37 protein-coding genes are annotated in these 23,006 nt (G+C 38.9%); 2 read left to right on the top strand and 35 right to left on the bottom strand.

Annotation, left to right across the window (positions count from 1 at the left end):
- Nucleotides 1-151: 151 nt before the first annotated feature.
- On the top strand, nucleotides 152-625 hold the full coding sequence (locus B3E92_RS17290; RefSeq protein ID WP_046674894.1) for an Lrp/AsnC ligand binding domain-containing protein: 474 nt from the start codon (nucleotides 152-154) through the stop codon (nucleotides 623-625).
- Between the two features lie 35 nt (nucleotides 626-660).
- Here the strand turns inward: B3E92_RS17290 and B3E92_RS17285 are convergent, their stop codons facing one another.
- The 34 genes from B3E92_RS17285 to rplC form a co-directional block, all read right to left on the bottom strand.
- Entirely contained in the window at nucleotides 661-1,725 is a 1,065-nt protein-coding gene (locus B3E92_RS17285) for a M20 family metallo-hydrolase (protein WP_070570383.1), read from the bottom strand.
- Entirely contained in the window at nucleotides 1,715-2,521 is an 807-nt protein-coding gene (gene proC / locus B3E92_RS17280; protein WP_070570386.1) for a pyrroline-5-carboxylate reductase, read from the bottom strand. The genes B3E92_RS17285 and proC overlap by 11 nt, the downstream gene beginning before the upstream one ends.
- Nucleotides 2,522-2,548: 27 nt before the next feature.
- Complete coding sequence (gene argB, locus B3E92_RS17275; RefSeq protein WP_070570388.1) at nucleotides 2,549-3,346, bottom strand: acetylglutamate kinase; 798 nt, start codon at nucleotides 3,344-3,346, stop codon at nucleotides 2,549-2,551.
- A gap of 51 nt (nucleotides 3,347-3,397) precedes the next feature.
- The gene (locus tag B3E92_RS17270) at nucleotides 3,398-4,360 is read right to left on the bottom strand and encodes an acetylornithine carbamoyltransferase (RefSeq protein ID WP_070570390.1); all 963 of its coding nucleotides are present in this window, start codon (nucleotides 4,358-4,360) and stop codon (nucleotides 3,398-3,400) included.
- A 144-nt stretch (nucleotides 4,361-4,504) separates the two neighbouring features.
- Nucleotides 4,505-5,650, bottom strand: a complete 1,146-nt coding sequence (locus B3E92_RS17265; protein WP_286710239.1) for an aspartate aminotransferase family protein — start codon at nucleotides 5,648-5,650, stop codon at nucleotides 4,505-4,507.
- A 157-nt stretch (nucleotides 5,651-5,807) separates the two neighbouring features.
- Nucleotides 5,808-6,311, bottom strand: a complete 504-nt coding sequence (gene rplQ, locus B3E92_RS17260; protein ID WP_070570394.1) for a 50S ribosomal protein L17 — start codon at nucleotides 6,309-6,311, stop codon at nucleotides 5,808-5,810.
- A 108-nt stretch (nucleotides 6,312-6,419) separates the two neighbouring features.
- Nucleotides 6,420-7,412, bottom strand: a complete 993-nt coding sequence (locus tag B3E92_RS17255) for a DNA-directed RNA polymerase subunit alpha (RefSeq protein WP_046674887.1) — start codon at nucleotides 7,410-7,412, stop codon at nucleotides 6,420-6,422.
- Between the two features lie 96 nt (nucleotides 7,413-7,508).
- Nucleotides 7,509-8,117: a 30S ribosomal protein S4 gene (gene rpsD, locus B3E92_RS17250; RefSeq protein WP_046674886.1), complete on the bottom strand. Its 609-nt coding sequence runs from the start codon at nucleotides 8,115-8,117 to the stop codon at nucleotides 7,509-7,511.
- 60 nt (nucleotides 8,118-8,177) lie between these two features.
- Nucleotides 8,178-8,567 carry a 30S ribosomal protein S11 gene (rpsK, locus tag B3E92_RS17245; RefSeq protein WP_046674885.1) on the bottom strand — a complete coding sequence of 130 codons (390 nt, stop codon included), beginning with the start codon at nucleotides 8,565-8,567 and terminating at the stop codon, nucleotides 8,178-8,180.
- A 10-nt stretch (nucleotides 8,568-8,577) separates the two neighbouring features.
- Nucleotides 8,578-8,955, bottom strand: a complete 378-nt coding sequence (gene rpsM / locus B3E92_RS17240) for a 30S ribosomal protein S13 (RefSeq protein WP_046674884.1) — start codon at nucleotides 8,953-8,955, stop codon at nucleotides 8,578-8,580.
- 30 nt (nucleotides 8,956-8,985) lie between these two features.
- On the bottom strand, nucleotides 8,986-9,102 hold the full coding sequence (ykgO, locus tag B3E92_RS17235) for a type B 50S ribosomal protein L36 (protein WP_013665024.1): 117 nt from the start codon (nucleotides 9,100-9,102) through the stop codon (nucleotides 8,986-8,988).
- 45 nt (nucleotides 9,103-9,147) lie between these two features.
- Nucleotides 9,148-9,366, bottom strand: coding sequence for a translation initiation factor IF-1 (gene infA, locus B3E92_RS17230; RefSeq protein ID WP_002997456.1), 219 nt, complete (start codon nucleotides 9,364-9,366; stop codon nucleotides 9,148-9,150).
- 74 nt (nucleotides 9,367-9,440) lie between these two features.
- Nucleotides 9,441-10,223 (bottom strand): type I methionyl aminopeptidase, encoded by a 783-nt coding sequence (gene map, locus B3E92_RS17225; RefSeq protein WP_070570396.1) that lies wholly within the window; start codon nucleotides 10,221-10,223, stop codon nucleotides 9,441-9,443.
- A 9-nt stretch (nucleotides 10,224-10,232) separates the two neighbouring features.
- A complete protein-coding gene (secY, locus tag B3E92_RS17220) occupies nucleotides 10,233-11,570 on the bottom strand; it encodes a preprotein translocase subunit SecY (protein WP_070570398.1) in 1,338 nt (445 codons plus the stop codon).
- Nucleotides 11,571-11,573: 3 nt separating this feature from the next.
- Nucleotides 11,574-12,020: a 50S ribosomal protein L15 gene (gene rplO / locus B3E92_RS17215; protein ID WP_070570400.1), complete on the bottom strand. Its 447-nt coding sequence runs from the start codon at nucleotides 12,018-12,020 to the stop codon at nucleotides 11,574-11,576.
- A gap of 118 nt (nucleotides 12,021-12,138) precedes the next feature.
- A complete protein-coding gene (gene rpmD / locus B3E92_RS17210; protein ID WP_046674880.1) occupies nucleotides 12,139-12,318 on the bottom strand; it encodes a 50S ribosomal protein L30 in 180 nt (59 codons plus the stop codon).
- Between the two features lie 5 nt (nucleotides 12,319-12,323).
- Nucleotides 12,324-12,827 (bottom strand): 30S ribosomal protein S5, encoded by a 504-nt coding sequence (rpsE, locus tag B3E92_RS17205; protein WP_302622686.1) that lies wholly within the window; start codon nucleotides 12,825-12,827, stop codon nucleotides 12,324-12,326.
- A gap of 27 nt (nucleotides 12,828-12,854) precedes the next feature.
- The gene (gene rplR, locus B3E92_RS17200; RefSeq protein WP_172462327.1) at nucleotides 12,855-13,217 is read right to left on the bottom strand and encodes a 50S ribosomal protein L18; all 363 of its coding nucleotides are present in this window, start codon (nucleotides 13,215-13,217) and stop codon (nucleotides 12,855-12,857) included.
- A complete protein-coding gene (rplF, locus tag B3E92_RS17195) occupies nucleotides 13,214-13,768 on the bottom strand; it encodes a 50S ribosomal protein L6 (protein WP_070570404.1) in 555 nt (184 codons plus the stop codon). Before rplF ends, rplR begins: the two co-directional genes overlap by 4 nt.
- 21 nt (nucleotides 13,769-13,789) lie before the next feature.
- Nucleotides 13,790-14,191, bottom strand: a complete 402-nt coding sequence (gene rpsH / locus B3E92_RS17190; RefSeq protein ID WP_223584601.1) for a 30S ribosomal protein S8 — start codon at nucleotides 14,189-14,191, stop codon at nucleotides 13,790-13,792.
- Nucleotides 14,192-14,327: 136 nt separating this feature from the next.
- A complete protein-coding gene (rpsN, locus tag B3E92_RS17185) occupies nucleotides 14,328-14,597 on the bottom strand; it encodes a 30S ribosomal protein S14 (RefSeq protein WP_028071569.1) in 270 nt (89 codons plus the stop codon).
- Complete coding sequence (rplE, locus tag B3E92_RS17180; protein WP_046674875.1) at nucleotides 14,590-15,159, bottom strand: 50S ribosomal protein L5; 570 nt, start codon at nucleotides 15,157-15,159, stop codon at nucleotides 14,590-14,592. Before rplE ends, rpsN begins: the two co-directional genes overlap by 8 nt.
- Nucleotides 15,159-15,503: a 50S ribosomal protein L24 gene (rplX, locus tag B3E92_RS17175; RefSeq protein WP_070570406.1), complete on the bottom strand. Its 345-nt coding sequence runs from the start codon at nucleotides 15,501-15,503 to the stop codon at nucleotides 15,159-15,161. Before rplX ends, rplE begins: the two co-directional genes overlap by 1 nt.
- Before the next feature lie 2 nt (nucleotides 15,504-15,505).
- Complete coding sequence (gene rplN / locus B3E92_RS17170) at nucleotides 15,506-15,874, bottom strand: 50S ribosomal protein L14 (protein WP_046674873.1); 369 nt, start codon at nucleotides 15,872-15,874, stop codon at nucleotides 15,506-15,508.
- Nucleotide 15,875: 1 nt separating this feature from the next.
- Nucleotides 15,876-16,130, bottom strand: coding sequence for a 30S ribosomal protein S17 (rpsQ, locus tag B3E92_RS17165; protein ID WP_046674872.1), 255 nt, complete (start codon nucleotides 16,128-16,130; stop codon nucleotides 15,876-15,878).
- A 14-nt stretch (nucleotides 16,131-16,144) separates the two neighbouring features.
- A complete protein-coding gene (gene rpmC, locus B3E92_RS17160) occupies nucleotides 16,145-16,363 on the bottom strand; it encodes a 50S ribosomal protein L29 (RefSeq protein ID WP_046674871.1) in 219 nt (72 codons plus the stop codon).
- Between the two features lie 92 nt (nucleotides 16,364-16,455).
- On the bottom strand, nucleotides 16,456-16,878 hold the full coding sequence (gene rplP, locus B3E92_RS17155) for a 50S ribosomal protein L16 (RefSeq protein WP_046674870.1): 423 nt from the start codon (nucleotides 16,876-16,878) through the stop codon (nucleotides 16,456-16,458).
- 59 nt (nucleotides 16,879-16,937) lie between these two features.
- Nucleotides 16,938-17,732 (bottom strand): 30S ribosomal protein S3, encoded by a 795-nt coding sequence (rpsC, locus tag B3E92_RS17150; protein ID WP_046674869.1) that lies wholly within the window; start codon nucleotides 17,730-17,732, stop codon nucleotides 16,938-16,940.
- A gap of 11 nt (nucleotides 17,733-17,743) precedes the next feature.
- A complete protein-coding gene (gene rplV, locus B3E92_RS17145) occupies nucleotides 17,744-18,178 on the bottom strand; it encodes a 50S ribosomal protein L22 (protein WP_070570408.1) in 435 nt (144 codons plus the stop codon).
- A gap of 6 nt (nucleotides 18,179-18,184) precedes the next feature.
- The gene (gene rpsS / locus B3E92_RS17140) at nucleotides 18,185-18,451 is read right to left on the bottom strand and encodes a 30S ribosomal protein S19 (RefSeq protein ID WP_002997495.1); all 267 of its coding nucleotides are present in this window, start codon (nucleotides 18,449-18,451) and stop codon (nucleotides 18,185-18,187) included.
- Nucleotides 18,451-19,278 (bottom strand): 50S ribosomal protein L2, encoded by an 828-nt coding sequence (rplB, locus tag B3E92_RS17135; protein ID WP_070570410.1) that lies wholly within the window; start codon nucleotides 19,276-19,278, stop codon nucleotides 18,451-18,453. Before rplB ends, rpsS begins: the two co-directional genes overlap by 1 nt.
- Before the next feature lie 6 nt (nucleotides 19,279-19,284).
- Complete coding sequence (rplW, locus tag B3E92_RS17130) at nucleotides 19,285-19,575, bottom strand: 50S ribosomal protein L23 (RefSeq protein ID WP_046674866.1); 291 nt, start codon at nucleotides 19,573-19,575, stop codon at nucleotides 19,285-19,287.
- Between the two features lies 1 nt (nucleotide 19,576).
- Nucleotides 19,577-20,206 carry a 50S ribosomal protein L4 gene (gene rplD / locus B3E92_RS17125; RefSeq protein WP_070570413.1) on the bottom strand — a complete coding sequence of 210 codons (630 nt, stop codon included), beginning with the start codon at nucleotides 20,204-20,206 and terminating at the stop codon, nucleotides 19,577-19,579.
- 5 nt (nucleotides 20,207-20,211) lie between these two features.
- Entirely contained in the window at nucleotides 20,212-20,829 is a 618-nt protein-coding gene (gene rplC / locus B3E92_RS17120) for a 50S ribosomal protein L3 (RefSeq protein WP_046674864.1), read from the bottom strand.
- A gap of 337 nt (nucleotides 20,830-21,166) precedes the next feature.
- Between rplC and B3E92_RS17115 the strand changes: the two genes are divergently transcribed.
- A complete protein-coding gene (locus B3E92_RS17115; RefSeq protein ID WP_286897659.1) occupies nucleotides 21,167-21,682 on the top strand; it encodes a DinB family protein in 516 nt (171 codons plus the stop codon).
- Nucleotides 21,683-21,788: 106 nt separating this feature from the next.
- Here the strand turns inward: B3E92_RS17115 and B3E92_RS17110 are convergent, their stop codons facing one another.
- The gene (locus tag B3E92_RS17110) at nucleotides 21,789-22,742 is read right to left on the bottom strand and encodes a helix-turn-helix transcriptional regulator (RefSeq protein ID WP_070570417.1); all 954 of its coding nucleotides are present in this window, start codon (nucleotides 22,740-22,742) and stop codon (nucleotides 21,789-21,791) included.
- Between the last annotated feature and the right edge of the window lie 264 nt (nucleotides 22,743-23,006).

Here is a 23,006-nt window from a genome sequence, read left to right as displayed (position 1 = left end):
ATATAACATTATCAATATGAATAAGTATTTTTTATTAAATTTACATCTATAAACCGAAAATTCTTAGTAATTTTGAAATAAATTTAATTACTTTAGCTATTGGTCCGATTTTGATGCAACGGCCAATTAATGAACACAAAAACCATTGTTAATGGAAAATCAATATGCAAACTATGATCTAGACAATTTGGATATCCAAATCTTGTCTATTCTAATGAACGATGCCTCTATTCCTTATACAGAAATAGCAAAAAAGCTAATTGTATCAGGTGGTACAATTCACGTTAGAATGAAGAAGATGGAAGAATTAGGTATCATTAGAGGGTCAAATCTAATTATCAATCCTCAAAAAGTCGGATTTGATATCACGGCCTTTTTGGGTATCTATCTTGAAAAAGGTTCACAATATGCAGATGCGGTAGATAAATTGAAAGAAATCAAAGAAGTGGTCGAATTACATTATTGTACTGGCCAATACAGTATTTTTGCAAAAATCATCTGTAGAGATACAGTTCACCTCAGAAAAGTATTGAATGAAGATATTCAATCCGTACCTGGGATTCAACGTACCGAGACGATCATCTCTCTCGAAGAGAGTATCAAACGTCAAATCAGCTTAGTCTAGTATAAAAAAAGCTTCCATAAAAATGGAAGCTTTTTTTATACTATCTGTTCTAACATTTCGATATAGAGATCGATCCCTGCTCTAATTTCATCGATATAGATAAACTCATCCGCCATATGTGACCGAGCGCTATCACCAGGCCCCAACTTCAGAGAAGGGACAGGAATAAGAGCCTGATCGCTCATCGTCGGCGATCCATATACCTTACGCCCCAGGACAACACCTGCTTTGACAATTGGATGCGTTTCAGGAATAGAAGAAGACTTCAGACGCGTCGATCTCGCTGTGACCTCTGATTTTACATGAGACTTGATAATATCCAACGTCTCTTCATTCGAATAAGCATCTGTGGTTCTGACATCGACAACAAAGTTACAAGTAGCCGGTATCACATTATGTTGTGATCCCGCCTGAATTACTGTCACCGACATCTTAATCGGGCCTAAGGTTGACGAAGTCCTTTCAAACGTATAATTTTGAAACCATTCAATATCCCTAATCGCTTTGTAGATTGCATTATCGCCCTCATTACGTGCGGCATGTCCAGCTGTCCCTAATGCTGTACAATCCAACACCATCAGTCCCTTTTCTGCAATTGCCAAATCCAATAAGGTAGGTTCACCCACAATTGCAAAATCAATTGAACCGATATCATCCAAAACAGATTCTACACCGTTCTTACCTGAGATCTCTTCTTCGGCACTAGCGACAAGACAGAAGTTATACTTCAAGTCCGTATGCTGGTAAAAATACAAAAATGTAGCTATCAATGATACCAAACAGCCTCCGGCATCGTTGCTCCCCAATCCGTACAATTTACCTTCCTCTACAGTCGCCGCCAAAGGATCTCTTGTATAACCTGTATTTGGTTTTACTGTATCGTGATGGGAGTTGAGTAATATCGTAGGTCTGGTGCTATCATAATGAGCGTTATATACCCAGACATTATTGCCTTTTCGATGTGTTTTGATATCACGCTCCTGAAAGAAGCGAACAATTAAATCCGCTGTGAACTCTTCCTCTTTACTTAAAGACGATAGTCCAATTAATTGTTTTAAAAGGGCCAAAGCATCTTCAAATAAGCCCTGCTTATCCTTCATGGTATAGTCCTCCTGCTTTATCCGCAGATAGTTTAATTCCTTTTATAAAAGCAGAACTAAAACCATTATGTTCCATTTCGTTCAATCCCGCTATTGTACAGCCCTTCGGTGATGTTACCTTATCAATCTCTCCTTCTGGATGAGCATTGGTGTGCAATAACAAATCAGCAGCGCCTTTTGCAGTTTGAACCGCCATCTTTAATGCATCATGCGCATGAAATCCGATTTCAACTCCACCTTGTGAAGCAGCACGAATCGCACGTAGGAAGAATGCGATACCGCAAGCACACAACGCTGTTGCCGATGTCATCAGGTCTTCATTAATTACAACCACTGAACCAACAGTTTCAAACATCTTCTCAACCTCTTTCAAACTATCCTCTGAAGCATTGTCACTGGCAATACACGTCATTGATTGCGCTATTGCAATTGCCGTATTGGGCATTGCTCGTATCACTGTGGCATCTGCCCCCAACTCTGCTTTTAAATCGGCACAAGAAACTCCCGACACAATAGAGACAAAAATCTGATTGGTCTTTTCAATTACAGGAGCCACTTCCACCAATACCTTTTTTAGTTGTTGAGGTAGGATTGCGAAAACAACAATATCAGCCCCCTTTACAGCGAGTTTATTATCATTACTTATTGAGAAGCCTTGGCGCGCTTCTTCGGCCAGTGCATTCAAATTTCTCCTCGTCAAGGTAATATCGGCAGCATGGGCAAATTCACTTTTTACAAGTCCTTTTGCCAAAGAAAGACCGATATTACCGCTTCCGATAATGGTGACCTTTTTCATAGCGATCGTTGGGTTTAGGTTAGATTTTTATTTTAATGTCAAGCAAGTGCCAAATTGTCCTTGTTGAAACAAATGCAGATTATTAGCATTTCCAATATAGACCTCTTGAACACCTTTATTTATAGCATTGAATGCATTTTGCAACTTAGGGATCATCCCGTCATTCACCACGCCGGACTCCTTAAGATGTTCAAACTCTTCTGACTTAATCGTTGGGATTACTGAATTCTCATCCGTTACATCGCGTAAAACGCCGTTCTTCTCGAAACAATAAACCAAAGAAGTTTCATATAATGAAGCCAAAGACACCGCCAATGAAGAAGCTATAGTATCCGCGTTGGTATTGAGCAATTGTCCAAGGCCATTGTGTGTAATAGCTGAAAACACAGGAACAAACCCTGCTTCCAAAAACTTCTTGATGGCCAGGGTATTTACAGAGTCATGCAACAAATCACCTACAAAGCCATAATCGACATCTTTTACAGGACGCTTTATAGCTTTTATGACATCCCCATCAGCTCCGGTTAATCCAACAGCATCGCATTTCAAATTTTGCAACTTAGCAACGATTGTCTTGTTTGTCAAGCCAGCGTACACCATTGTTACAATGCGTAACATTTCCTCATTTGTCACACGACGCCCTTCTATCATTTGGGCTTCAATTCCCAGTTCACTAGCAAGGCGAGTCGCTATTTTACCACCGCCATGTACAAGAATCTTTTTCCCTGACAATGCAGAGAACTTTTCTAAAAAAGAATCCAATTGGCGTTCATCATCAATAATATTCCCGCCAATTTTAATTATATTTAATACACTATTAGCCATTACGCAACTTTTCCCAATAAAAATAGTTTTTCAATAATTTATAGGATTGGACTATGCCAAATCCTCTAACATACGTTTCAAAACAACCTGAGCAGCCCATACGCGGTTGCTAGCCTCTTTAATCACGAGTGAATTTGGTCCATCTAAAATCTCAGAAGACAATTCAAGATCTCTTCGTACTGGCAAACAATGCATTACTTTGGCATCATTCGTCAAATTGAGCTTCTTGTTATCCATCATCCAATCTTCATCAACACCATATACCTCGCCATATTCTTGATAAGAAGACCAGTTTTTCACATAGACAAAATCAGCATTCTTTAAACTTTCCCCAAGATTATTAGATATGGTTGCTCCAGCGGTAAATTCTTCACTTAACTCATAGCCCATAGGCTGAGCTATCGTAAAATCGACCAATCCCTCTTCTTGTGCTTTGCACATCCATTCTGCGAAAGAATTAGGTACTGCCTGAGGTAATGCCTTAACGTGTGGGGCCCAAGCCAATACCACTTTCGGCTTTTCAGTCTTCTTGTACTCAGTGATGGTAATCATATCTGTCAAACTCTGCAGTGGATGGCGTGTTGCACTCTCTAAGGAAACAACAGGAACACCACAGTACTTAATGAATTTGTTGAACAGGTCTTCGCTATAATCCTCTTCACGATCTTTCAATTTTGGAAAGGAACGTAGTCCCAAAATATCACAATACTCGCCCATAACAGCAGCGGCCTCGCGGATATGTTCAACAGTTGTCCCGTTCATCACAACACCATCCTGTGTTTCAAGCGCCCAACCATCTTTATCCATATTCATGACCATCACATTCATGCCCAAATTCATTGCCGCTTTTTGTGTGCTCAAACGCGTACGCAAACTCGGATTCAAAAATACAAGTCCCAACGTTTTATGTTGACCAAGGTCCTGATTGTCATATGGTGCCGCTTTCAAAGCTAACGCTTCTTGAACAACGTCTGCTACACTAGACACATCCTTAACAGAGAAAAACTTTTTCATCTATATCTATTAATTCGAGTGTATTTTCAACGGGCAATCAATAGGCCTGTCACACTCAGTATATATTCTAACTACTACAGCGCAATCAAATTTACACTAGCCAACGTGCGGCTGTTGGACAATTTAATCGACAGCTTTAAGGTTCTATGCAACCGTTACTGCTTTGATATGTGCTTTCAATGCTGATAAAAACTGATCAGCATGATCTTTCGTAATATTCAAAGCAGGCAACAAGCGAATTACGAAAGGTTTAGCCTCCCCTGTAAAGATACGGTTCTTTAGCAAAAGATCTTTCTTTACATGAGCCAAAGATTCAGGTAGTTCTATACCGATCATTAATCCTCTTCCCCTCACTTCAACAATATCTTCGATTTGTTTAAGCTCATCAATAAGATATTGTCCGACTTGCGCCGCATTCTCCATCAACTTATCTTGTTGGATAACTTCCAATACAGCCAGTGCGGCAGCACATGCGAGATGATTGCCACCAAATGTCGTTCCCAGACTCCCGTAAGTCGCCTTAAATTTGGGCGATATACTGATTGCACCAATTGGAAAACCATTGCCCATCCCTTTTGCCATCGTGTAAATATCGGCTTCAACGCCCGAATAATCCTGCGCATAGAATAAGCCTGTTCTTCCATACCCACATTGTACTTCATCTGCAATAAACAAGGCATTATATTGATCAGAAAGAGAGCGAATCAACTGAAGAAACGATACTGACGCTTCCCTGATTCCACCTACGCCCTGAATACTTTCTACGATAACAGATGAAATTTCATTACCATATGATGCGAAAGCCTCCGTTAAAGCCGCTTCATCATTGAAAGGAAGAAATACAATATTATCGGTCTCGTTGACAGGAGCCACGATACTCGGGTTATCTGTTGCCGCTACGGCCAATGAGGTTCTTCCATGAAAAGCTTTTGAAAACGCTACGACCTTTTTCCGCTTATTGTAAAAAGAAGCCAGCTTCAATGCGTTTTCGTTTGCTTCCGCACCCGAATTGCAAAGAAATAAATCATAATCAACCTTTCCCGAAACTTCCCCTAACAATCGGGCAAGTTCACGCTGAATTGGAATCTCGACAGAGTTGGAATAGAACCCAATACGGTTCAATTGTTCTGTGATGCGTTGTACATAATGTGGGTGCGTGTGTCCGATCGATATCACAGCATGGCCACCATACAAGTCCAAGTAAGCATTTCCTTCGGCATCCCACACCGTTGATCCATTAGCCTTTATTATGTTAATGGGATTAATGGGATAAACATCAAATGGTTTCATCTTAATGAATTATAGATTGATAAACGAAATAGCTAGTAATAGAAAAAGCTATCAGATTTTAGCAATACAAATATATTAGTTATAACGGTAGGAATGGTCATAAAATAAAAAAAGTCCCCTTAAAAAGAGGACTTTTTTATGCTAGATCAGAAGAAGACTATTCTCCGTCTACTTTTTCTTCACCTTCTACTTCAGCTTTAACTTCTGCAGGAGCTTCAGTTTCAGCAGTAGCAGCTTTTTTAGCACCACCACGACGACGAGTAGCTTTTTTCTCAGCAGCAGCAGCTTTTTTACCGTAGATTTCGTTGTAATCAACTAGTTCGATGAAAGCCATTTCCGCGTTATCACCTAAACGGTTTTCCATTTTGATGATACGAGTGTAACCACCTGGACGGTTAGCTACTTTTTCAGAAATTTCGCGGAATAAGATAGAAACAGCGTCTTTATCTTTCAAATAAGCGAATACTGTACGACGAGAGTGTGTTGTGTCGTTTTTAGATTTAGTAATCAAAGGCTCAACATACGTACGTAATGCTTTAGCTTTAGCCAAAGTAGTTGTAATACGTTTGTGTAGGATTAATGATGTTGCCATGTTAGCCAACATTGCTTTTCTATGGCTATCCGTACGGCCTAAGTGATTTACTTTTTTTCCGTGTCTCATTTTGATTTTATTATACTAATCGTACCGTTTTTGTATATGCCATTTATGTGAACATCACATATCCAGACAGCCAAAAGGAATTACGACTAGTGGTCGCTTAATAAATTATTATTCTTCGTCTAATTTGTATTTTGCCAAGTTCATTCCGAATGATAAACCTTTCGATTTAACCAACTCTTGGATTTCACTTAACGATTTTTTACCGAAGTTTCTGAATTTCAACATATCAGCTACGTCATAAGTTACTAACTCAGCCAATGTGCGAATATCCGCAGCTTTCAAACAGTTCAATGCACGAACTGAAAGATCAAGATCTACTAATTCTGTTTTCAAGATCTTACGCATATGTAAGATTTCTTCGTCAACAACTTTAGTTTCTTCTTTCGTTTGAGACTCAAGAAGCATATTCTCATCAGAGAATAAAATAAAGTGTTGAATTAAGATCTTAGCAGCTTCTTTCAAAGCTTCTTCGGGGTGAATTGAGCCATCAGTAGAGATATCCAACAACAATTTCTCGTAGTCAGTTTTTTGCTCTACACGGTAATTCTCAATGGTATATTTAACATTCTTGATCGGAGTAAAGATCGAATCGATTGCGATAACACCTACTGGAGCATCAACAACTTTATTCTCATCAGCATTTACGTATCCACGACCTTTGGCAATACTCAATTCCAATTCAATTGTCACTGAATTATCCATGTTACAGATTACCATGTCTGGGTTTAAGACCGTAAAGTTATTAGAGAATTTTGTGATATCACCAGCTAAGAACTGCTCTTGACCATTGATTACTACAAATACCTTTTCGTTGTCACCAATCTCACCTGTTTTTTTGAAACGAATTTGTTTCAAGTTCAAGATAATTTCAGTTACGTCTTCAACAACACCTTTGATCGTTGAAAATTCGTGCGAAACGCCAGAAAACCTTATCGACGTAATTGCATATCCTTCTAAAGAGGACAATAGAATACGGCGCAAAGCATTACCAATGGTTACACCAAAACCAGGCTCCAATGGACGAAATTCAAACGTACCATCAAAATCCGTAGATTTTTGCATGATAACTTTATCCGGTCTTTGAAATGCTAAAATTGCCATTTATTTTCTTTTAATGTTTTATTTGTAATAATAATTGTAATACAATAGAAGATGCATACCCCAAAAACTGGACTATGCATTCTTCTATTTTATTTATTATTTAGAGTATAACTCAACGATTAAGTTCTCTTTGATGTTTTCAGGAATGTCAGCTCTTTCTGGATAGCTTAAGAAAGTACCTGTCAATTCTTTCGCATTCCACTCTAACCAAGAAAATTTGTTTACAGTACGACCTGCAACTGAATTTGTGATGGCTTCAAGTGTTTGAGAACGTTCACGAACTGCTACAACGTCACCTGGACGCAAGCTATATGATGGAATGTTAACAACTTCGCCGTTAACAGTAACGTGTTTATGGGATACCAACTGACGAGCAGCGGCACGAGAAGTAGCGATACCTAAACGGTAAACTACGTTATCCAAGCGAGCTTCTAACAATTTCAAGAAGATCTCACCTGTAATACCTTGTTTAGAGGCAGCTTTAACAAATAGGTTTGAGAACTGACGCTCCAATACACCGTAAGTGTATTTTGCTTTTTGTTTTTCTAACAACTGAATAGCATATTCAGATTGTTTACCTCTGCGTTTAGAAGCTCCGTGCTGTCCAGGAGGGTAATTTTTCTTTTCTAACGCTTTATCTGGGCCGAAGATCGGCTCTCTAAATTTACGGGCAATTTTGGACTTAGGTCCTGTATATCTAGCCATTTTCTTTTACAATTAAAGTATCTATCAGCCTATAGCCGATGAATCTTATCTTTAAATTAATTAAACTCTTCTGCGTTTTGGAGGACGACAACCGTTGTGAGGAAGTGGAGTGATATCTTTAATAGTAGTCACATCGATTCCTACTGTTTGCAATGTTCTGATTGCTGATTCACGACCAGCACCAGGTCCTTTAACAAACACTTCAACTTTACGTAAACCCAAGTCGTGAGCAACTTTTCCACAGTCTTGTGCAGCTTGACCAGCAGCGTATGGAGTGTTCTTTTTAGAACCACGGAAACCCATTTTACCAGCACTAGACCAAGAAATAGTTTGACCTTGATTATTTGTCAAAGTTACAATGATATTGTTAAACGTTGCGTTAATGTGAGCCTGACCTACAGGTTCGATAACAACGATACGCTTTTTTGCAGCTTTTTTAGTTTTAGCCATTTCTTATTTATTATTTAGTAGCTTTTTTCTTGTTTGCAACTGTCTTACGTTTACCTTTACGAGTACGTGAGTTGTTTTTAGTACGTTGACCACGAACTGGTAAGTGTTTACGGTGACGCAATCCGCGGTAACAACCGATATCCATTAAACGTTTGATGTTTAATTGAATTTCAGAACGCAATGCACCTTCAACTTTCAATTCGTCGTTAATGATGGTACGAATTGCTGCCAATTGTTCATCATTCCACTCTTGTACCTTCACATCTTCGCTGATACCAGCTTTTTCCAAGATATATTCAGCTCTTGTACGACCGATACCAAAAATATAGGTAAGGCCGATCACACCTCTTTTGTTTTTAGGTAAATCAATACCTGCTATCCTTGCCATATAATATTAAGCTATTATTTTTTAAATGAATTAACCCTGACGTTGTTTAAACTTTGGGTTCTTTTTGTTGATTACAAAAACTTTACCTTTACGACGGATGATCTTACAGTCCGCGCTACGTTTTTTTATTGATGCTCTTACTTTCATGATATTTATTTTTTCAAAAGCTTGCGCTAATACAAGGACTTACAGCTATTTATAGCGATAAGTAATCCTTCCTTTAGTCAAATCATACGGAGACATTTCCAATTTAACTTTATCACCAGGTAAAATTTTGATATAGTGCATACGCATTTTACCAGAAATATGGGCAATGATTTCATGTCCATTTTCCAACTCTACCCTAAACATAGCATTAGAAAGTGCCTCTCTAATTATACCGTCTTGTTCTATTGAGGCTTGTTTAGCCATATATTCTCGATTAAATTTAATTTAAAAGCCTGCGAACAGGAGTGCAAAGATAAATAAAAATAATTGAAAACCAATTACTTTTTACCCAAAACTTTCTCTACATGTTCGAATGTCAGCAACACATCTGGTTCTCCTTTTCGGATTGCAACCATCTGTTCGAAGTGCGCCGATAATTTCCCATCCACTGTACTTACTGTCCAACCATCATCCCAAAAACGAACACCTGCGCGCCCCGCATTGATCATCGGTTCGATACAAATAACCAAACCTTCTTCCAATTTAGGACCAGCACCACGTTTTCCGTAGTTGGGAACTTCAGGTTTTTCATGTAAGTGGTACCCTACTCCGTGTCCAACTAGCTCGCGAACAATTCCGAATCCGAATTTGTTTACGTACTCCTGAACAGCCGAAGAAATATCTCCAACACGTTTACCAGCCACAGCCTGTTCAACACCTTTGTACAATGATTCTTTTGTTACATCCAATAACAACTGAGCTTCCTCAGATATCTCGCCTACACCAAAGGTATACGCTGAATCACTGATAAACCCATTCAAATTGACACCACCATCGACCGAAACAAGATCTCCATCTTTAATTTCATAATCGCTTGGAAAACCGTGTACAATTTGATCGTTAACAGATATACACAAAGAATATGGAAATCCGTGATAATTTAGGAACGCAGGCGTTCCACCGTTATCATGGATATACTCATAAGCTAATTTATCAAGAGATATAGTCTTTACCCCAGGCTTAATCACTTTTGCGATTTCACCAAGCAATTGCGAAAGCACATCTGCTGACTTCCGCAATTGCTCTATATCTTCTGCTGACTTATAAAATACTTTAGACATCTAAAGAAATTAAATTGCCGAATGATCCATTCCCTCAACAGACGCGGCCGAACGACCTTTAATACGACCTGTTTTCATTAATCCATCGTAATGACGCATCAACAAATGAGATTCGATCTGTTGCAAAGTATCCAACACCACACCTACTAAAATCAATAATGACGTACCACCGTAGAAGTGCGCAAATTGATTATTAATACCAAACAAACTTGCAATAGCAGGTAGAATAGCGATAATCGCTAAGAAAATTGCACCTGGAAATGTAATATTTGATATTACGCGGTCTATAAAATTACTAGTTTCCAATCCGGGTTTAATACCTGGAACAAAACCTCCATTTTTCTTCATGTCATCCGACATCTGTTGCGGATTCACCATAATTGCTGTATAGAAAAACGTAAATGCGATAATTAACACCGCAAATGTCACGTTGTATGCAACAGAAGTATAGTTACTCAACGAAGTCAAAAATTCCGACTGAATATTTGGGAAGAATTGTCCTAAACTCATCGGCACAAACATAATTGCCTGTGCAAAAATGATAGGCATTACACCTGCAGCATTTACCTTTAAGGGTATATACTGACGTACTCCACCGACTTGCTTGTTTCCAACGATTTTCTTCGCGTATTGTACAGGAATCTTACGAACACCCTGTACGATCAAGATCGTAAAGATCACAACAAAGAATAACGCCACAAATTCAAGCAACAATGGAATTGGACCACCACCACCTTTCGCCATTCTAGAAACCCATTCCGCAGTGATACCACTTGGCAATTGAGCGATAATACCTGTCATGATGATCAAAGAAATACCATTACCGATACCTTTATCCGTAATTTTTTCCCCTAACCACATCACAAATAAAGTACCGCCTGTCAAAACTATGGCAGTTAGAATAGTGAATAATGGGTCTGCGATTGTCTTAGCACTTGGCTCGATTTGAGTACGTACATAAGCAAAAGCCTGAAGCAAAGTAATCCCTAAAGTTAAATAGCGAGTAATCTGATTCATTTTTTGACGACCACTTTCCCCTTCTTTCTGCATCTTTTGGAAGTAAGGAACCGCGATGCCCAGCAATTGAACAACAATGGATGCCGAGATATATGGCATTACCCCTAAAGCAAAGATAGCCGAACGAGAGAAAGATCCCCCCGCAAACATATCCAATAAGCCCAATAAACCCTCTTTTTGACCAGAAGCCAAAGCATGAGGATTTACACCTGGTAATACCACGTGACATCCAATACGGTAAATCAAAAGAAAAAGTAAGGTATTTAAAATACGCGTACGTAAATCATCGATTTTCCAAATATTGGTTAAGGTTGTGATTAGTTTCTTCATTTATTAAATTTTAACGATAGAACCGCCTGCAGCTTCAATCGCTTTTTGAGCAGAAGCAGTAAACGCGTGCGCTGTTACTTCAACTTTAGCTTTCAACTCACCGCGACCCAAGATTTTAACTTTGTCATTTTTAGACACTAAACCATGAGCTTTCAATGCGTCGAAATCTACAGCTGTTAAATTGTGTTTCTCGATCAACGCTTGTAAAGTATCTAAGTTTACACCATTATACTCAACACGGTTGATGTTTTTGAAACCAAATTTAGGCACACGACGTTGCAAAGGCATTTGACCACCTTCGAAACCGATTTTCGTAGAGTGACCTGAACGAGAACCAGCACCTTTGTGACCACGTGTTGAAGTACCACCACGACCAGAACCAGTACCACGGCCAATACGTTTGCTACTTTTTACTGCACCTTTTGCAGGTTTTAAATTACTTAAGTTCATTTTAAACTAAATTGTGCTAGCCCTTCGCTCTCACTAAACAGGTACTAGCGATTAAAAAATAATGATTATTAATAACAAGTAATGGAAGAAGCCCAAAGACCTCTTCCATATGCTAATATTAAATAGTTTCGATAGCTACTAAATGGTTTACTTTACGTACCATTCCAATAATTGATGGAGTAGCTTCAACTTCTACTGAGTGGTTGATTCTTTTCAAACCCAATGCCTCAATAGTTTTCTTTTGGCGCTCGCTTCTGTCGATAACGCTCTTTATCTGGGTGATTTTAATTTTTGCCATGATAATTAACCGTTAAATACTTTATTTAAATCGACACCGCGGTGTTGGGCTACTGTATATGCATCGCGCATGCTTGCTAAAGCTGTTACAGTTGCTTTTACCACGTTGTGTGGGTTAGAAGAACCTAATGATTTAGCCAATACGTCTTTGATACCAGCAGACTCCAATACTGCGCGCATTGCACCACCGGCTAAAACTCCTGTACCTGCGATAGCTGGTTTAACCAAAACTGAACCACCAGAATATTTACCATATTGCTCATGTGGAACAGTACCTTTGATAATAGGAACTTTCACCAAATTTTTCTTTGCGTCGTCAATACCTTTCGTGATTGCTTCTGTTACCTCTTTAGCTTTACCTAAACCGTAACCAACAATACCGTTTTCATCACCTACTACAACAATTGCAGAGAAGCTGAAAGTACGACCACCTTTAGTAACTTTAGCTACACGTTGGATACTTACTAAGCGATCTTTTAATTCAATTTCGCTTGATTTTACTCTTTTTATATTGCTTAATGCCATTTCTTTCTATGATTAAAAGTCTAAACCGCCTTCGCGAGCACCTTCAGCCAAAGATTTGATACGGCCATGGTATAAGTACCCATTACGGTCAAAAACTACTTTATTAATACCTGCTGCTAATGCTTTTTCAGCCACTAATTTACCTACAGCTTTAGATTGATCAACCTTGTTACCAGATGCAACAAACTCTTTTGACAAGCTAGATGCAGCAACTAATGTTTTACCTGCATTGTCGTCAATGATTTGCGCATAGATACCTTTGTTACTTCTAAAAACCGATAAACGTGGACGTTCAGACGTTCCAGCAAGGTTTTTTCTGATTCCTTTTTTGATTCTCTCTCTACGAGATGCTTTTTGTCCTGCCATGATTATTATTTTTTAGCTGATTTACCTGCTTTTCTTCTCAATACTTCACCTGCAAACTTAACACCTTTTCCTTTGTAAGGTTCTGGTTTACGGAAGCCACGGATTTTTGCCGCTACCTGTCCGATCAATTGTTTGTCAGCACACTCCAAAGTGATTGTAGGGTTTTTACCTTTATCAGCAGTAGTTGATACTTTAACCTCTTTTGGCAATACAAAAACAATCTGGTGAGAGAAACCTAAAGTTAACTCTAATACATTACCAGTACTTGAAGCACGGTAACCCACACCGACTAACTCTTGCGTAGTTTTGTAACCTTCAGTCACACCGTGAACCATGTTAGCCAACAGGGAACGGTATAGACCGTGTAATGCTTTGTGTTTCTTTTGATCAGTTGGACGTGTTACAACGATATTGCCCTCTTCTTGAGCAATCGTGATGTCACGATCAACTTGTTGTGTTAATTCGCCTTTAGGACCTTTTACTGAAACTAAGTTTTTGTCCGAAATAGTAACAGTTACCCCAGCAGGGATAGCGATAGGCGCTTTTCCAATTCTTGACATTTCTTTGTGCTTTTACCTAGATTAATAAACGTAACATAAAACTTCACCACCAACATTTTGAAGTCTAGCTTCCTTATCTGTCATTACACCTTTAGATGTTGACAAGATAGCAATACCTAAACCGTTCAAAACACGAGGCATAGTATCAACGCTTGCATACTTTCTTAAACCAGGTTTACTCACACGTGTCAACGTACGAATAGCCGGAATTTTGCTAATTGGATTATATTTCAATGCGATTTTGATCGTACCCTGTACGCCATTCTCATCGAATTTGTAATTAGCAATGTAACCTTTGTCAAAAAGAACTTTCGTGATCTCTTTTTTAAGGTTCGATGCAGGAATTTCAACAACCCTGTGGTTGGCCTTGATGGCATTCCTTACTCGTGTAAGGTAATCCGCAATTGGATCTGTAGTCATTATATATGAAAATTTGTGACAGCGGTTTCCCTCCCAACCATTGGTATGGGACCTTCTATCTGTTAAACAATTTTAAAATGCAAAAACCCCGGCAATCCTAAATTGAATTGCCCGGGCAAAATTAAGTATTTTTTTTTAATTACCAAGAAGCTTTTTTCACCCCTGGGATTTTGCCATCTAAAGCCATCTCACGGAATGTTACACGAGAGATACCGAATTGACGCATATATCCTTTAGGACGGCCAGTCAATTTACAACGGTTGTGTAAACGTACTGGAGAAGCATTTTTAGGCAATTTATCTAATGCAACGTAATCGCCAGCAGCTTTTAATTCTGCACGTTTTGCTGCATATTTAGCTACCAATTTAGCGCGTTTTACTTCGCGTGCTTTTAATCCTTCTTTAGCCATTGTTATTAGTATTTTGATTTTTAAATGGTAAACCGAATTGTTTCAACAATTCTAAAGCTTCAACATCATTTTGAGCAGAAGTCACGAAAGTGATATCCATACCTTGGATCTTGTTGATTTTATCAATGTTGATCTCAGGGAAAATGATTTGCTCAGTGATACCTAAGTTATAGTTACCACGTCCGTCAAAGCCTTTATCGTTGATACCGCGGAAGTCACGAATACGTGGAAGCGATACAGCTACTAAACGATCCAAGAATTCAAACATATTATTGTCACGCAAAGTAACACGTGCCCCTACAGGCATACCTTTACGTAATTTAAAGTTTGAAATATCTTTTTTCGATTTTGTAGCAACAGCTTGTTGACCTGTGATTAAAGTCAACTCAGCAATAGCGTTATCGATTAATTTTTTGTCAGCTGTTGCAGCTCCTACACCTTGTGAAACAACAATTTTCTCAAGTTTAGGAACCTGCATAATACTTTTATACTGAAATTTTTCTTGAAGTGCTTTACGGATTTCCTCCGCATATTTCACTTTTAATCTTGGTACGTAAGTCATTATTTAATTTCCTCCCCTGATTTTTTAGCGTAACGAACTAATTTACCATCTGCGTTTAACTTACGACCTACACGTGTAGTTGCACCTGTTTTAGGATCGATAACAGCTAAATTAGAGATGTGAATACCAGCTTCTTTCTCAATGATACCACCATTAGGATTAGCTGCACTTGGTTTAGTGTGTTTTTTTACGATGTTAGCGCCCTCAACGATAGCTCTATTTTTATCCACTAAAACAGTTAATACTTTTCCTTGAACACCTTTAGAGTTACCAGCGATAACTTTCACTAAATCACCTTTTTTAATTTTGATTTTGTGCGTAGTTGTTTTTGTTTTCTGTGCCATAATTATAAAACCTCCGGTGCTAATGATACAATTTTCATGAACTGTTTCTCACGCAACTCTCTAGCAACAGGGCCAAAGATACGTGTACCACGTGGTTCATCATTATTATTTAATAATACAGCGGCGTTGTCATCGAAACGGATATATGAACCATCTTTACGACGGATTTCCTTTTTCGTTCTAACGACTACTGCTTTAGAAACGGAACCCTTTTTCACGTTTCCTGAAGGCATAGCGCTTTTCACCGATACAACAATCTTATCTCCGATTGATGCATAACGCTTGCGCGTACCGCCCAATACACGGATTACTAAAACTTGTTTAGCACCGCTATTGTCAGCTACATTAAGTCTTGATTCTTGTTGTACCATGTTATTTAGCTCTTTCTATAATTTCTACTAATCTCCAGTTTTTTGTTTTACTCAGCGGACGAGTTTCCATGATTAATACCGTATCGCCGATACCGCAGGTATTAGTTTCGTCATGAGCTTTAAATTTAGTAGTTTTTTTAACGAACTTACCATAGATCGGGTGTTTCACTTTACGTTCCACTGATACCACGATAGATTTGTCCATCTTGTTGCTAACTACTAAGCCGATTCTTGTTTTTCTTAAATTTCTTTCCATTTCGACTTTAAATTTTACGCCTCAGAGGCTGTTTCATTTTTAGCTGCAGCTTTGCGTGCACTGATCTCTGTACTGATACGAGCGATAGTTTTGCGTGCTGCTTTGATCACGTTAGGGTTCTCAATAGCTGAAACAGCATGTGCAAATTTCAATTTTGTAAGGGCTGTTTTCTCTTCTACAAGACGAGCTTTTAAGTCCTCATTAGATAATTCTAAAATTTCTGAATTTTTCATGTTTTTTCAGTTGTTATTTGGGTTATCATCGTTTTATATATAGCGTTAGGGGTAACGGCCCTAACGCTTAAATGATGACATTACCAAGATTTTTATGCTTCAACGTAGTCTCTACGAATCACAAACTTAGTTTGAACCGGAAGTTTTTGAGCTGCAAGGCGTAAAGCTTCTTTGGCAATTTCCAAAGGCACACCTTCTGCTTCAAATAACATACGGCCTGGGCGTACTACTGCTACCCAGTATTCTGGAGCACCCTTACCTTTACCCATACGTACCTCTGCAGGTTTTTTCGTAACAGGTTTGTCAGGGAAAATACGAATCCAAACTTGACCTTCACGTTTCATATAACGTGTAACCGCAATACGAGCTGCCTCGATTTGACGACTAGTGATCCATGCTTGCTCCATTGTTTTGATACCGAAAGAACCGAAAGCTAACTCCGCTCCACGAGAAGCGTTACCTTTCATGCGGCCTTTCTGCATCTTTCTGAACTTCGTTCTTTTTGGCTGTAACATGTTCGTATACTTTTTAAATCTGCTTTTTCAGCAGGTTTTTGTTGTAATCTAAATAACTATTAATCTTTTTTCGGACCACGGTTGCTTCCACCACGGTTGTTTCCACCACGGTTATTTCCACCGCGACCACCTTTGTTGTTACGGTTGTCACGACGTTCGCCACCACCTTCGTGGTTGCCACGTGATTTTACACCAGATGCTTGACCAATGTTTGGAGATAAGTCACGTTTACCGTAAACCTCACCTTTACAGATCCAAACTTTGATACCAATTTTACCGTATGTAGTCAATGCTTCAGCTAAAGCGTAGTCGATATCAGCACGCAATGTGTGTAAAGGAGTTCTTCCTTCTTTGTATTGTTCAGTACGCGCCATTTCAGCACCACCTAAACGACCAGAACACATGATTTTGATACCTTCTGCACCCATACGCATTGTAGAAGCGATTGAAGTTTTCATTGCACGACGGAATGAAATACGTGCCTCTAATTGTTTAGCGACACCTTCAGCTACTAACTTCGCATCTAACTCAGGGCGTTTGATCTCGAAAATGTTGATTTGAACATCCTTTTTAGTCAGTTTTTTCAACTCTTCTTTGATCTTGTCAACTTCTTGACCACCTTTACCGATAACGATACCTGGACGAGCAGTGTGAATTGTAACAGTGATACGTTTTAAAGTTCTTTCGATAACAACTTTAGCTACACCACCTTTTGCAATACGAACAGAAAGATATTTTCTGATTTTTTCGTCTTCAACTAATTTATCGGAATAGTTTTTACCTCCGAACCAGTTAGAATCCCAACCTTTGATGATTCCTAATCTGCTACCTATTGGATTTGCTTTTTGTCCCATTTCTCAATAAATTAGTTTTGTTCAACGTTTAATTTGCTATCAACTACCAACGTAACGTGATTTGAACGTTTACGAACTCTGTATCCGCGACCTTGAGGAGCTGGGCGCAATCTTTTCAATTGACGACCGCCACCTACTGATACTTCTTTTACAATTAGTTCGCTTTCTTCCACTGATTTACCTTCGTTTTTGGCTTCCCAGTTTTTGATTGCAGATAATAATAATTTTTCTACACGAGCAGCAGCTTCTTTACTTGAGTGTTTCAAAATGTATAATGCATTTTCCACACGTTGACCGCGAATTAAGTCTACCACTAAACGCATCTTACGAGGCGAAGTAGGGCAGTTCAATAATTTGGCATCCGAAGCTCCTCCTTTTTGAGCTTTCTCTTGCTCTTTGCGTTGTCTAATTAAGACAGACTTTTTAAGTTTTTTTGTTGCTTCCATTACCTATTATTTTTTCTTTTCTGCGTGGCCTCTGAATGTACGCGTAGGCGCGAATTCACCAAGCTTGTGACCTACCATATTTTCTGTTACATAAACAGGGATAAATTTGTTCCCGTTGTGCACTGCGAAGGTATGGCCAACAAAATCAGGTGAAATCATTGATCTACGAGACCATGTTTTGATAACTGACTTTTTGTTAGTTTCATTCATAGAAAGAACTTTTCTTTCTAAGTTGTGATCGATATAAGGACCTTTTTTAATTGAACGAGCCATTATTTTTTCCTTCTCTCAATGATGTAACGATTCGATGTTTTCTTCTTGTAACGTGTTTTGAAGCCTTTAGCTAATACACCTGTACGTGAGCGTGGGTGACCTCCTGAAGTACGGCCTTCACCACCACCCATAGGGTGATCTACTGGGTTCATCGCAACACCACGAACTCTTGGACGACGACCTAACCAACGTTTGCGACCTGCTTTACCTAACACTTGGTTAGATCTTTCATGGTTCGATACCGAACCAATTGTAGCAACACAAGTCAATAAGATCATACGTGTTTCGCCTGAAGGTAATTTGATGATGGCATATTTACCGTCACGAGCAGACAATTGAGCATAAGTACCAGCCGAACGAGCAATTGAACCACCTTGACCAGGATTTAATTCAATGTTGTGGATGATAGAACCCAATGGAATGTTTGCTAATGGTAATGTATTACCAACTTCTGGGGCAACTTTATCACCTGCGATTACAGTTTGACCAACTACTAAACCAGCTGGAGCAAGGATGTAACGTTTTTCACCATCAGCGTAATGCAACAAGGCAATACGAGCAGTACGATTTGGATCGTACTCGATAGTAGCTACTTTTGCAGGGATATCTTTTTTATCGCGTTTGAAATCAATTAATCGGTATACTTTTTTATGTCCCCCACCGAGATAACGCATAGTCATTTTACCGGAGTTATTACGACCGCCTGATTTCTTGTTGATTTTTACTACTAACGATTTTTCAGGAACGTTTGTAGTAACATCAGAGTAGTCAGCGCCTACTCTAAAACGAGTACCAGGGGTTACCGGTTTGAATCTTTTAACTGCCATTTTTTATTATATAGTACTGTAAAAGTCAATAGTTTCGCCGTCTTTAATAGTAATGACAGCCTTTTTATACTTAGGAGCTCTACCAGATACGAAACCTGCTTTTGTGTAACGGCTTTTTGCTTTACCAGCTACTACTGCAGTGTTTACAGCAAGAACTGTAACACCAAACATAGCCTCAACAGCTGCTTTAATCTGGATTTTGTTTGCTCTGTGATCTACTTTGAAAGCGTAACGGTTTAATTTTTCCGTTAACAAAGAAGCTTTCTCAGTCAAGATAGGTTTTTTAATAATTTCCATATTACTTAGCTAATGCTTCCTCCAAAGTTTTAACAGAATCTGTAGTCAACAATAATTTTGTTGCATTTAATACATCATATGTATTTAAGTCAGATGCAACAATAACTTTTGCTTTTTTCAAGTTTCTGCTTGATTTATAAACAATTTCATCGTAAGCTGGCAATACCAACAATGTTTTCTCATCAGCTACGTTCAACGCATTTATTAAAGCAACATAATTTTTAGTTTTGATAGCATCGAATTTTACTTCATCCAATACCACAATGTTATTATCTTTTGCTTTGTAAGATAACGCTGATTTACGTGCCACTTGTTTCAATTTTTTGTTCAATTTGAACGAGTAGTCACGAGGTTGAGGACCGAATACACGACCACCACCATTAAACAATGGAGATTTGATAGAACCCGCACGAGCACCACCAGTACCTTTTTGTTTGTGTAATTTACGAGTAGAACCCGCGATTTCGTTACGTTGTTTAGATTTGTGAGTTCCTTGGCGTTGGTTCGCTAAGTATTGTTTCACATCCAAATAGATCGCATGATCGTTAGGCTCTAACCCAAATACCGACTCAGGAAGTTGCACCTTGGCACCTGTTTCTTTACCTGATAAATTTAAAACTTTAACTTCCATCTCTACTATTTGTCTACGATTACATAAGAACCTTTAGCTCCTGGAATGGAACCACTAACAACGATAAGGTTTTGCTCAGCGTAAACTTTCAACACCTGTAAGTTTTGAACTTTAACTCTGTCACCACCTGTACGACCAGCCATGCGCATACCTTTGAATACGCGCGAAGGCCATGATGAAGCACCTAATGAACCCGGAGCGCGTAATCTGTTGTGCTGACCGTGAGTCGCACCACCTACACCACCAAATCCATGACGTTTCATTACACCTTGGAAACCTTTACCTTTTGAAGTACCAACTACATCTACGTACTCACCTTCTTCAAAAAGAGTAACGTCAACTACGTCACCAAGTTGTTTTGCATCTGGGAAAGTTTTAAACTCTACCAACTTACGCTTAGGCGTTGTGTTTGCTTTCGCAAAGTGCCCTTTCAAAGGAGCTGTCGTGTTTTTCTCCTTAGCTTCGTCGAAACCAAGTTGAATTGCCGAGTAGCCATCCTTTTCTTCCGTACGTATCTGCGTAACCACGCACGGCCCAGCCTGAATCACTGTACAAGGAATATTTTTCCCATCAGCGTTAAACAGGCTCGTCATTCCTACTTTTTTTCCAATAATACCTGACATGTTGTAAATTAATTAATTAAAAGTCCTTCGAAGCAGTAGGGCTTCGCTCAAGACATACTATCCCCATTAAGGGACTGCAAAGTTACAAACATTTTTATAACTGTCAAATAATTAGTGAATTATTTTTTTTATTTTCTACTTCTTTTTATCCCACCCTCCTATTTTGCGATTTATCCGCACAACATTCCCTACATCAAATAAATGCTGCTCCAAAAAAATAAAATTAGTATTCCGAATTTATACTGCCATACAGCTGTCACAAGCTGCAGTAATTTTGAACTGTCATACAACGCAGAAGGCGATGTATTGCTTACTAAAAACTTTAAATACGAGCATCATGAAAACAGAAATCATTTCCAAGAACGAGCTACTTCAGCATTGGTTAGGTCACAGAAATCTAACGAGACAGACTATTGAAAAATTTCCAGAACAGGAATTGTTCAACTATAAAGTAGAAGGCATGCGCACTTTTGCAGATATCATTAAAGAACTATTAGGTATTGCTGTACCAGGTCTCCGGGAGATTGTGAATAATAAAAGTGGTGAACTGAACGAAAATTTCAGTTATTCAACCAAAGCACAATTGCTTCAGGCCTGGGATGAAGCTACTCCTCAGATCAGTGAACTGTTCAATCAAATCTCTGAAGAGCGCTTTGCCGAAGAGTTCAACCTATTCGGCCAATACAAATCGCCCATTATCCACAGCATATTTTACTTTATCGACAATGAGATCCACCACCGCGGTCAGGGATTTGTTTATCTAAGATTACTTGGAATAGAACCTCCATTTTTTTGGGAAAGAGGTTCAATAGATCATGTCTTCAATGAAAATTCCTTCTTAACAGCGCGCTGAAGCTTATTTTAGTACAGCCTACAAATGACTTGTTCGGTACCTGTCCTTTCAGCCGAACAAGTTTTTTTGCGTACAATAGCTGAAAGCTTGATTTCGTCGTTTTTGACTAAACCTGCTCCAATGCAGTTGAGAGCAGCCGCTTTACCACCTCTTTTAACGATTCGGGTTCAATAATTGTTCCTTTATCGGCAAACATCAGATACCAGCGCGCAAAGCCGTTCTCCATATTAATGCATTCGAAATGCATCTCTACATAATCATCGGTGACCGTTTCTTTTTGGAAACCAAAATAGTGACGATCCCATTCCATATAGCGGGCCATATCCTTGTCCACTTGCACGACAACTTTTGTCGTGGGAACGTCATGACGTTTATTCAGAAAAGATGAAAGTTCAGGATGCTCCTTTGCAAAGTCATCGGCAAGTATTCTAATATTGTTTATTCTATCCAAACGGAATTGCCTATAATCTTTCCGTAATCTACAAAAAGCAAGGACATACCAAAATTTGCTCTCCACAAAAATACCCACAGCTTCGATTTCACGCCTTTCTGGAGTTTTATCGGAAGGTTTGGAATAATAGATTTCCACACATTTCTTTGCAGCGATACTTTCAATCAATATATTCGTGCCATGGGTTAGCTTCTCATTGAATTGATGACGCCCACCGCGCACCAGAAAGTTATCCCCTACTAAGGCCACCTGTTCCTTTTCATTAACCCGTAATATGGCTTTCATCTTCAGTAATGCCGTGGTAAAATGATGCGCAAGATTCCGATCTGTATACTTTTCCACCAGTTTCTCCGCTGCCACAAAACTCAATGCCTCCTCTCGGGTAAATTGTAGGGGCGGCATCTTATATCCCTCCACCAAAGAATAACCGCTTCCCGCTTCACCATAAATCGGAATTCCAGCTTGCAGCAGGGATCTGATATCACGATAAATCGTACGCTGACTAACTTCATAACGTTCTGCCAAAGCGGCGGCAGTGACCACAGGTTTTGCCTGTAGATGCATGTAAATAGCAAGTATACGGTCGAATCTCTTTTGAATATCGGTCATTGGGATAAAGGTACGAAAAGACCAAATGATTTAGGAATGAATTTTAGTCACAAAAAAGGTATCATTTTAAATAATGAACACGACAGATACATTGCATAAACGTATTTAATTCTGCTCGCCTATCTTTATCGGACATGTGTATCAAATATAAAACCTACTTGTAACTTGCTTCTTCAGGAGTAAATAATTAACAAGTTAACATCAGATTCCGAATTAAAAAAGGAGTAACACTATTTTTATGAGGGGTTAGCAGGGGGTTAACAG

Source organism: Sphingobacterium sp. UBA6317, from assembly GCF_002440385.1.
Taxonomy (GTDB): Bacteria; Bacteroidota; Bacteroidia; order Sphingobacteriales; family Sphingobacteriaceae; genus Sphingobacterium; species Sphingobacterium multivorum.
The sequence above is the reverse complement of the archived record's forward strand: the minus strand, read 5'-3'. Positions and strand labels throughout refer to the sequence as shown.

Excerpts from the sequence above, each read along its gene's own strand:
- B3E92_RS17290 (WP_046674894.1), top strand. The coding sequence starts at position 152 with ATGGAAAATCAATATGCAAACTATGATCTAGACAATTTGGATATCCAA.
- B3E92_RS17285 (WP_070570383.1), bottom strand. The coding sequence starts at position 1,725 with ATGAAGGATAAGCAGGGCTTATTTGAAGATGCTTTGGCCCTTTTAAAA.
- proC (WP_070570386.1), bottom strand. The coding sequence starts at position 2,521 with ATGAAAAAGGTCACCATTATCGGAAGCGGTAATATCGGTCTTTCTTTG.
- argB (WP_070570388.1), bottom strand. The coding sequence starts at position 3,346 with ATGGCTAATAGTGTATTAAATATAATTAAAATTGGCGGGAATATTATT.
- B3E92_RS17270 (WP_070570390.1), bottom strand. The coding sequence starts at position 4,360 with ATGAAAAAGTTTTTCTCTGTTAAGGATGTGTCTAGTGTAGCAGACGTT.
- B3E92_RS17265 (WP_286710239.1), bottom strand. The coding sequence starts at position 5,650 with ATGAAACCATTTGATGTTTATCCCATTAATCCCATTAACATAATAAAG.
- rplQ (WP_070570394.1), bottom strand. The coding sequence starts at position 6,311 with ATGAGACACGGAAAAAAAGTAAATCACTTAGGCCGTACGGATAGCCAT.
- B3E92_RS17255 (WP_046674887.1), bottom strand. The coding sequence starts at position 7,412 with ATGGCAATTTTAGCATTTCAAAGACCGGATAAAGTTATCATGCAAAAA.
- rpsD (WP_046674886.1), bottom strand. The coding sequence starts at position 8,117 with ATGGCTAGATATACAGGACCTAAGTCCAAAATTGCCCGTAAATTTAGA.
- rpsK (WP_046674885.1), bottom strand. The coding sequence starts at position 8,567 with ATGGCTAAAACTAAAAAAGCTGCAAAAAAGCGTATCGTTGTTATCGAA.
- rpsM (WP_046674884.1), bottom strand. The coding sequence starts at position 8,955 with ATGGCAAGGATAGCAGGTATTGATTTACCTAAAAACAAAAGAGGTGTG.
- ykgO (WP_013665024.1), bottom strand. The coding sequence starts at position 9,102 with ATGAAAGTAAGAGCATCAATAAAAAAACGTAGCGCGGACTGTAAGATC.
- infA (WP_002997456.1), bottom strand. The coding sequence starts at position 9,366 with ATGGCTAAACAAGCCTCAATAGAACAAGACGGTATAATTAGAGAGGCA.
- map (WP_070570396.1), bottom strand. The coding sequence starts at position 10,223 with ATGTCTAAAGTATTTTATAAGTCAGCAGAAGATATAGAGCAATTGCGG.
- secY (WP_070570398.1), bottom strand. The coding sequence starts at position 11,570 with ATGAAGAAACTAATCACAACCTTAACCAATATTTGGAAAATCGATGAT.
- rplO (WP_070570400.1), bottom strand. The coding sequence starts at position 12,020 with ATGAACTTAAGTAATTTAAAACCTGCAAAAGGTGCAGTAAAAAGTAGC.
- rpmD (WP_046674880.1), bottom strand. The coding sequence starts at position 12,318 with ATGGCAAAAATTAAAATCACCCAGATAAAGAGCGTTATCGACAGAAGC.
- rplF (WP_070570404.1), bottom strand. The coding sequence starts at position 13,768 with ATGTCAAGAATTGGAAAAGCGCCTATCGCTATCCCTGCTGGGGTAACT.
- rpsN (WP_028071569.1), bottom strand. The coding sequence starts at position 14,597 with ATGGCTAAAGAAGGATTAAAAGCACGCGAAGTAAAACGCGCTAAATTG.
- rplE (WP_046674875.1), bottom strand. The coding sequence starts at position 15,159 with ATGACTTACGTACCAAGATTAAAAGTGAAATATGCGGAGGAAATCCGT.
- rplX (WP_070570406.1), bottom strand. The coding sequence starts at position 15,503 with ATGGCACAGAAAACAAAAACAACTACGCACAAAATCAAAATTAAAAAA.
- rplN (WP_046674873.1), bottom strand. The coding sequence starts at position 15,874 with ATGGTACAACAAGAATCAAGACTTAATGTAGCTGACAATAGCGGTGCT.
- rpsQ (WP_046674872.1), bottom strand. The coding sequence starts at position 16,130 with ATGGAAAGAAATTTAAGAAAAACAAGAATCGGCTTAGTAGTTAGCAAC.
- rpmC (WP_046674871.1), bottom strand. The coding sequence starts at position 16,363 with ATGAAAAATTCAGAAATTTTAGAATTATCTAATGAGGACTTAAAAGCT.
- rplP (WP_046674870.1), bottom strand. The coding sequence starts at position 16,878 with ATGTTACAGCCAAAAAGAACGAAGTTCAGAAAGATGCAGAAAGGCCGC.
- rpsC (WP_046674869.1), bottom strand. The coding sequence starts at position 17,732 with ATGGGACAAAAAGCAAATCCAATAGGTAGCAGATTAGGAATCATCAAA.
- rplV (WP_070570408.1), bottom strand. The coding sequence starts at position 18,178 with ATGGAAGCAACAAAAAAACTTAAAAAGTCTGTCTTAATTAGACAACGC.
- rpsS (WP_002997495.1), bottom strand. The coding sequence starts at position 18,451 with ATGGCTCGTTCAATTAAAAAAGGTCCTTATATCGATCACAACTTAGAA.
- rplB (WP_070570410.1), bottom strand. The coding sequence starts at position 19,278 with ATGGCAGTTAAAAGATTCAAACCGGTAACCCCTGGTACTCGTTTTAGA.
- rplW (WP_046674866.1), bottom strand. The coding sequence starts at position 19,575 with ATGGAAATTATTAAAAAACCTATCTTGACTGAGAAAGCTTCTTTGTTA.
- rplD (WP_070570413.1), bottom strand. The coding sequence starts at position 20,206 with ATGGAAGTTAAAGTTTTAAATTTATCAGGTAAAGAAACAGGTGCCAAG.
- rplC (WP_046674864.1), bottom strand. The coding sequence starts at position 20,829 with ATGTCAGGTATTATTGGAAAAAAAGTAGGAATGACGAGCCTGTTTAAC.
- B3E92_RS17115 (WP_286897659.1), top strand. The coding sequence starts at position 21,167 with ATGAAAACAGAAATCATTTCCAAGAACGAGCTACTTCAGCATTGGTTA.
- B3E92_RS17110 (WP_070570417.1), bottom strand. The coding sequence starts at position 22,742 with ATGACCGATATTCAAAAGAGATTCGACCGTATACTTGCTATTTACATG.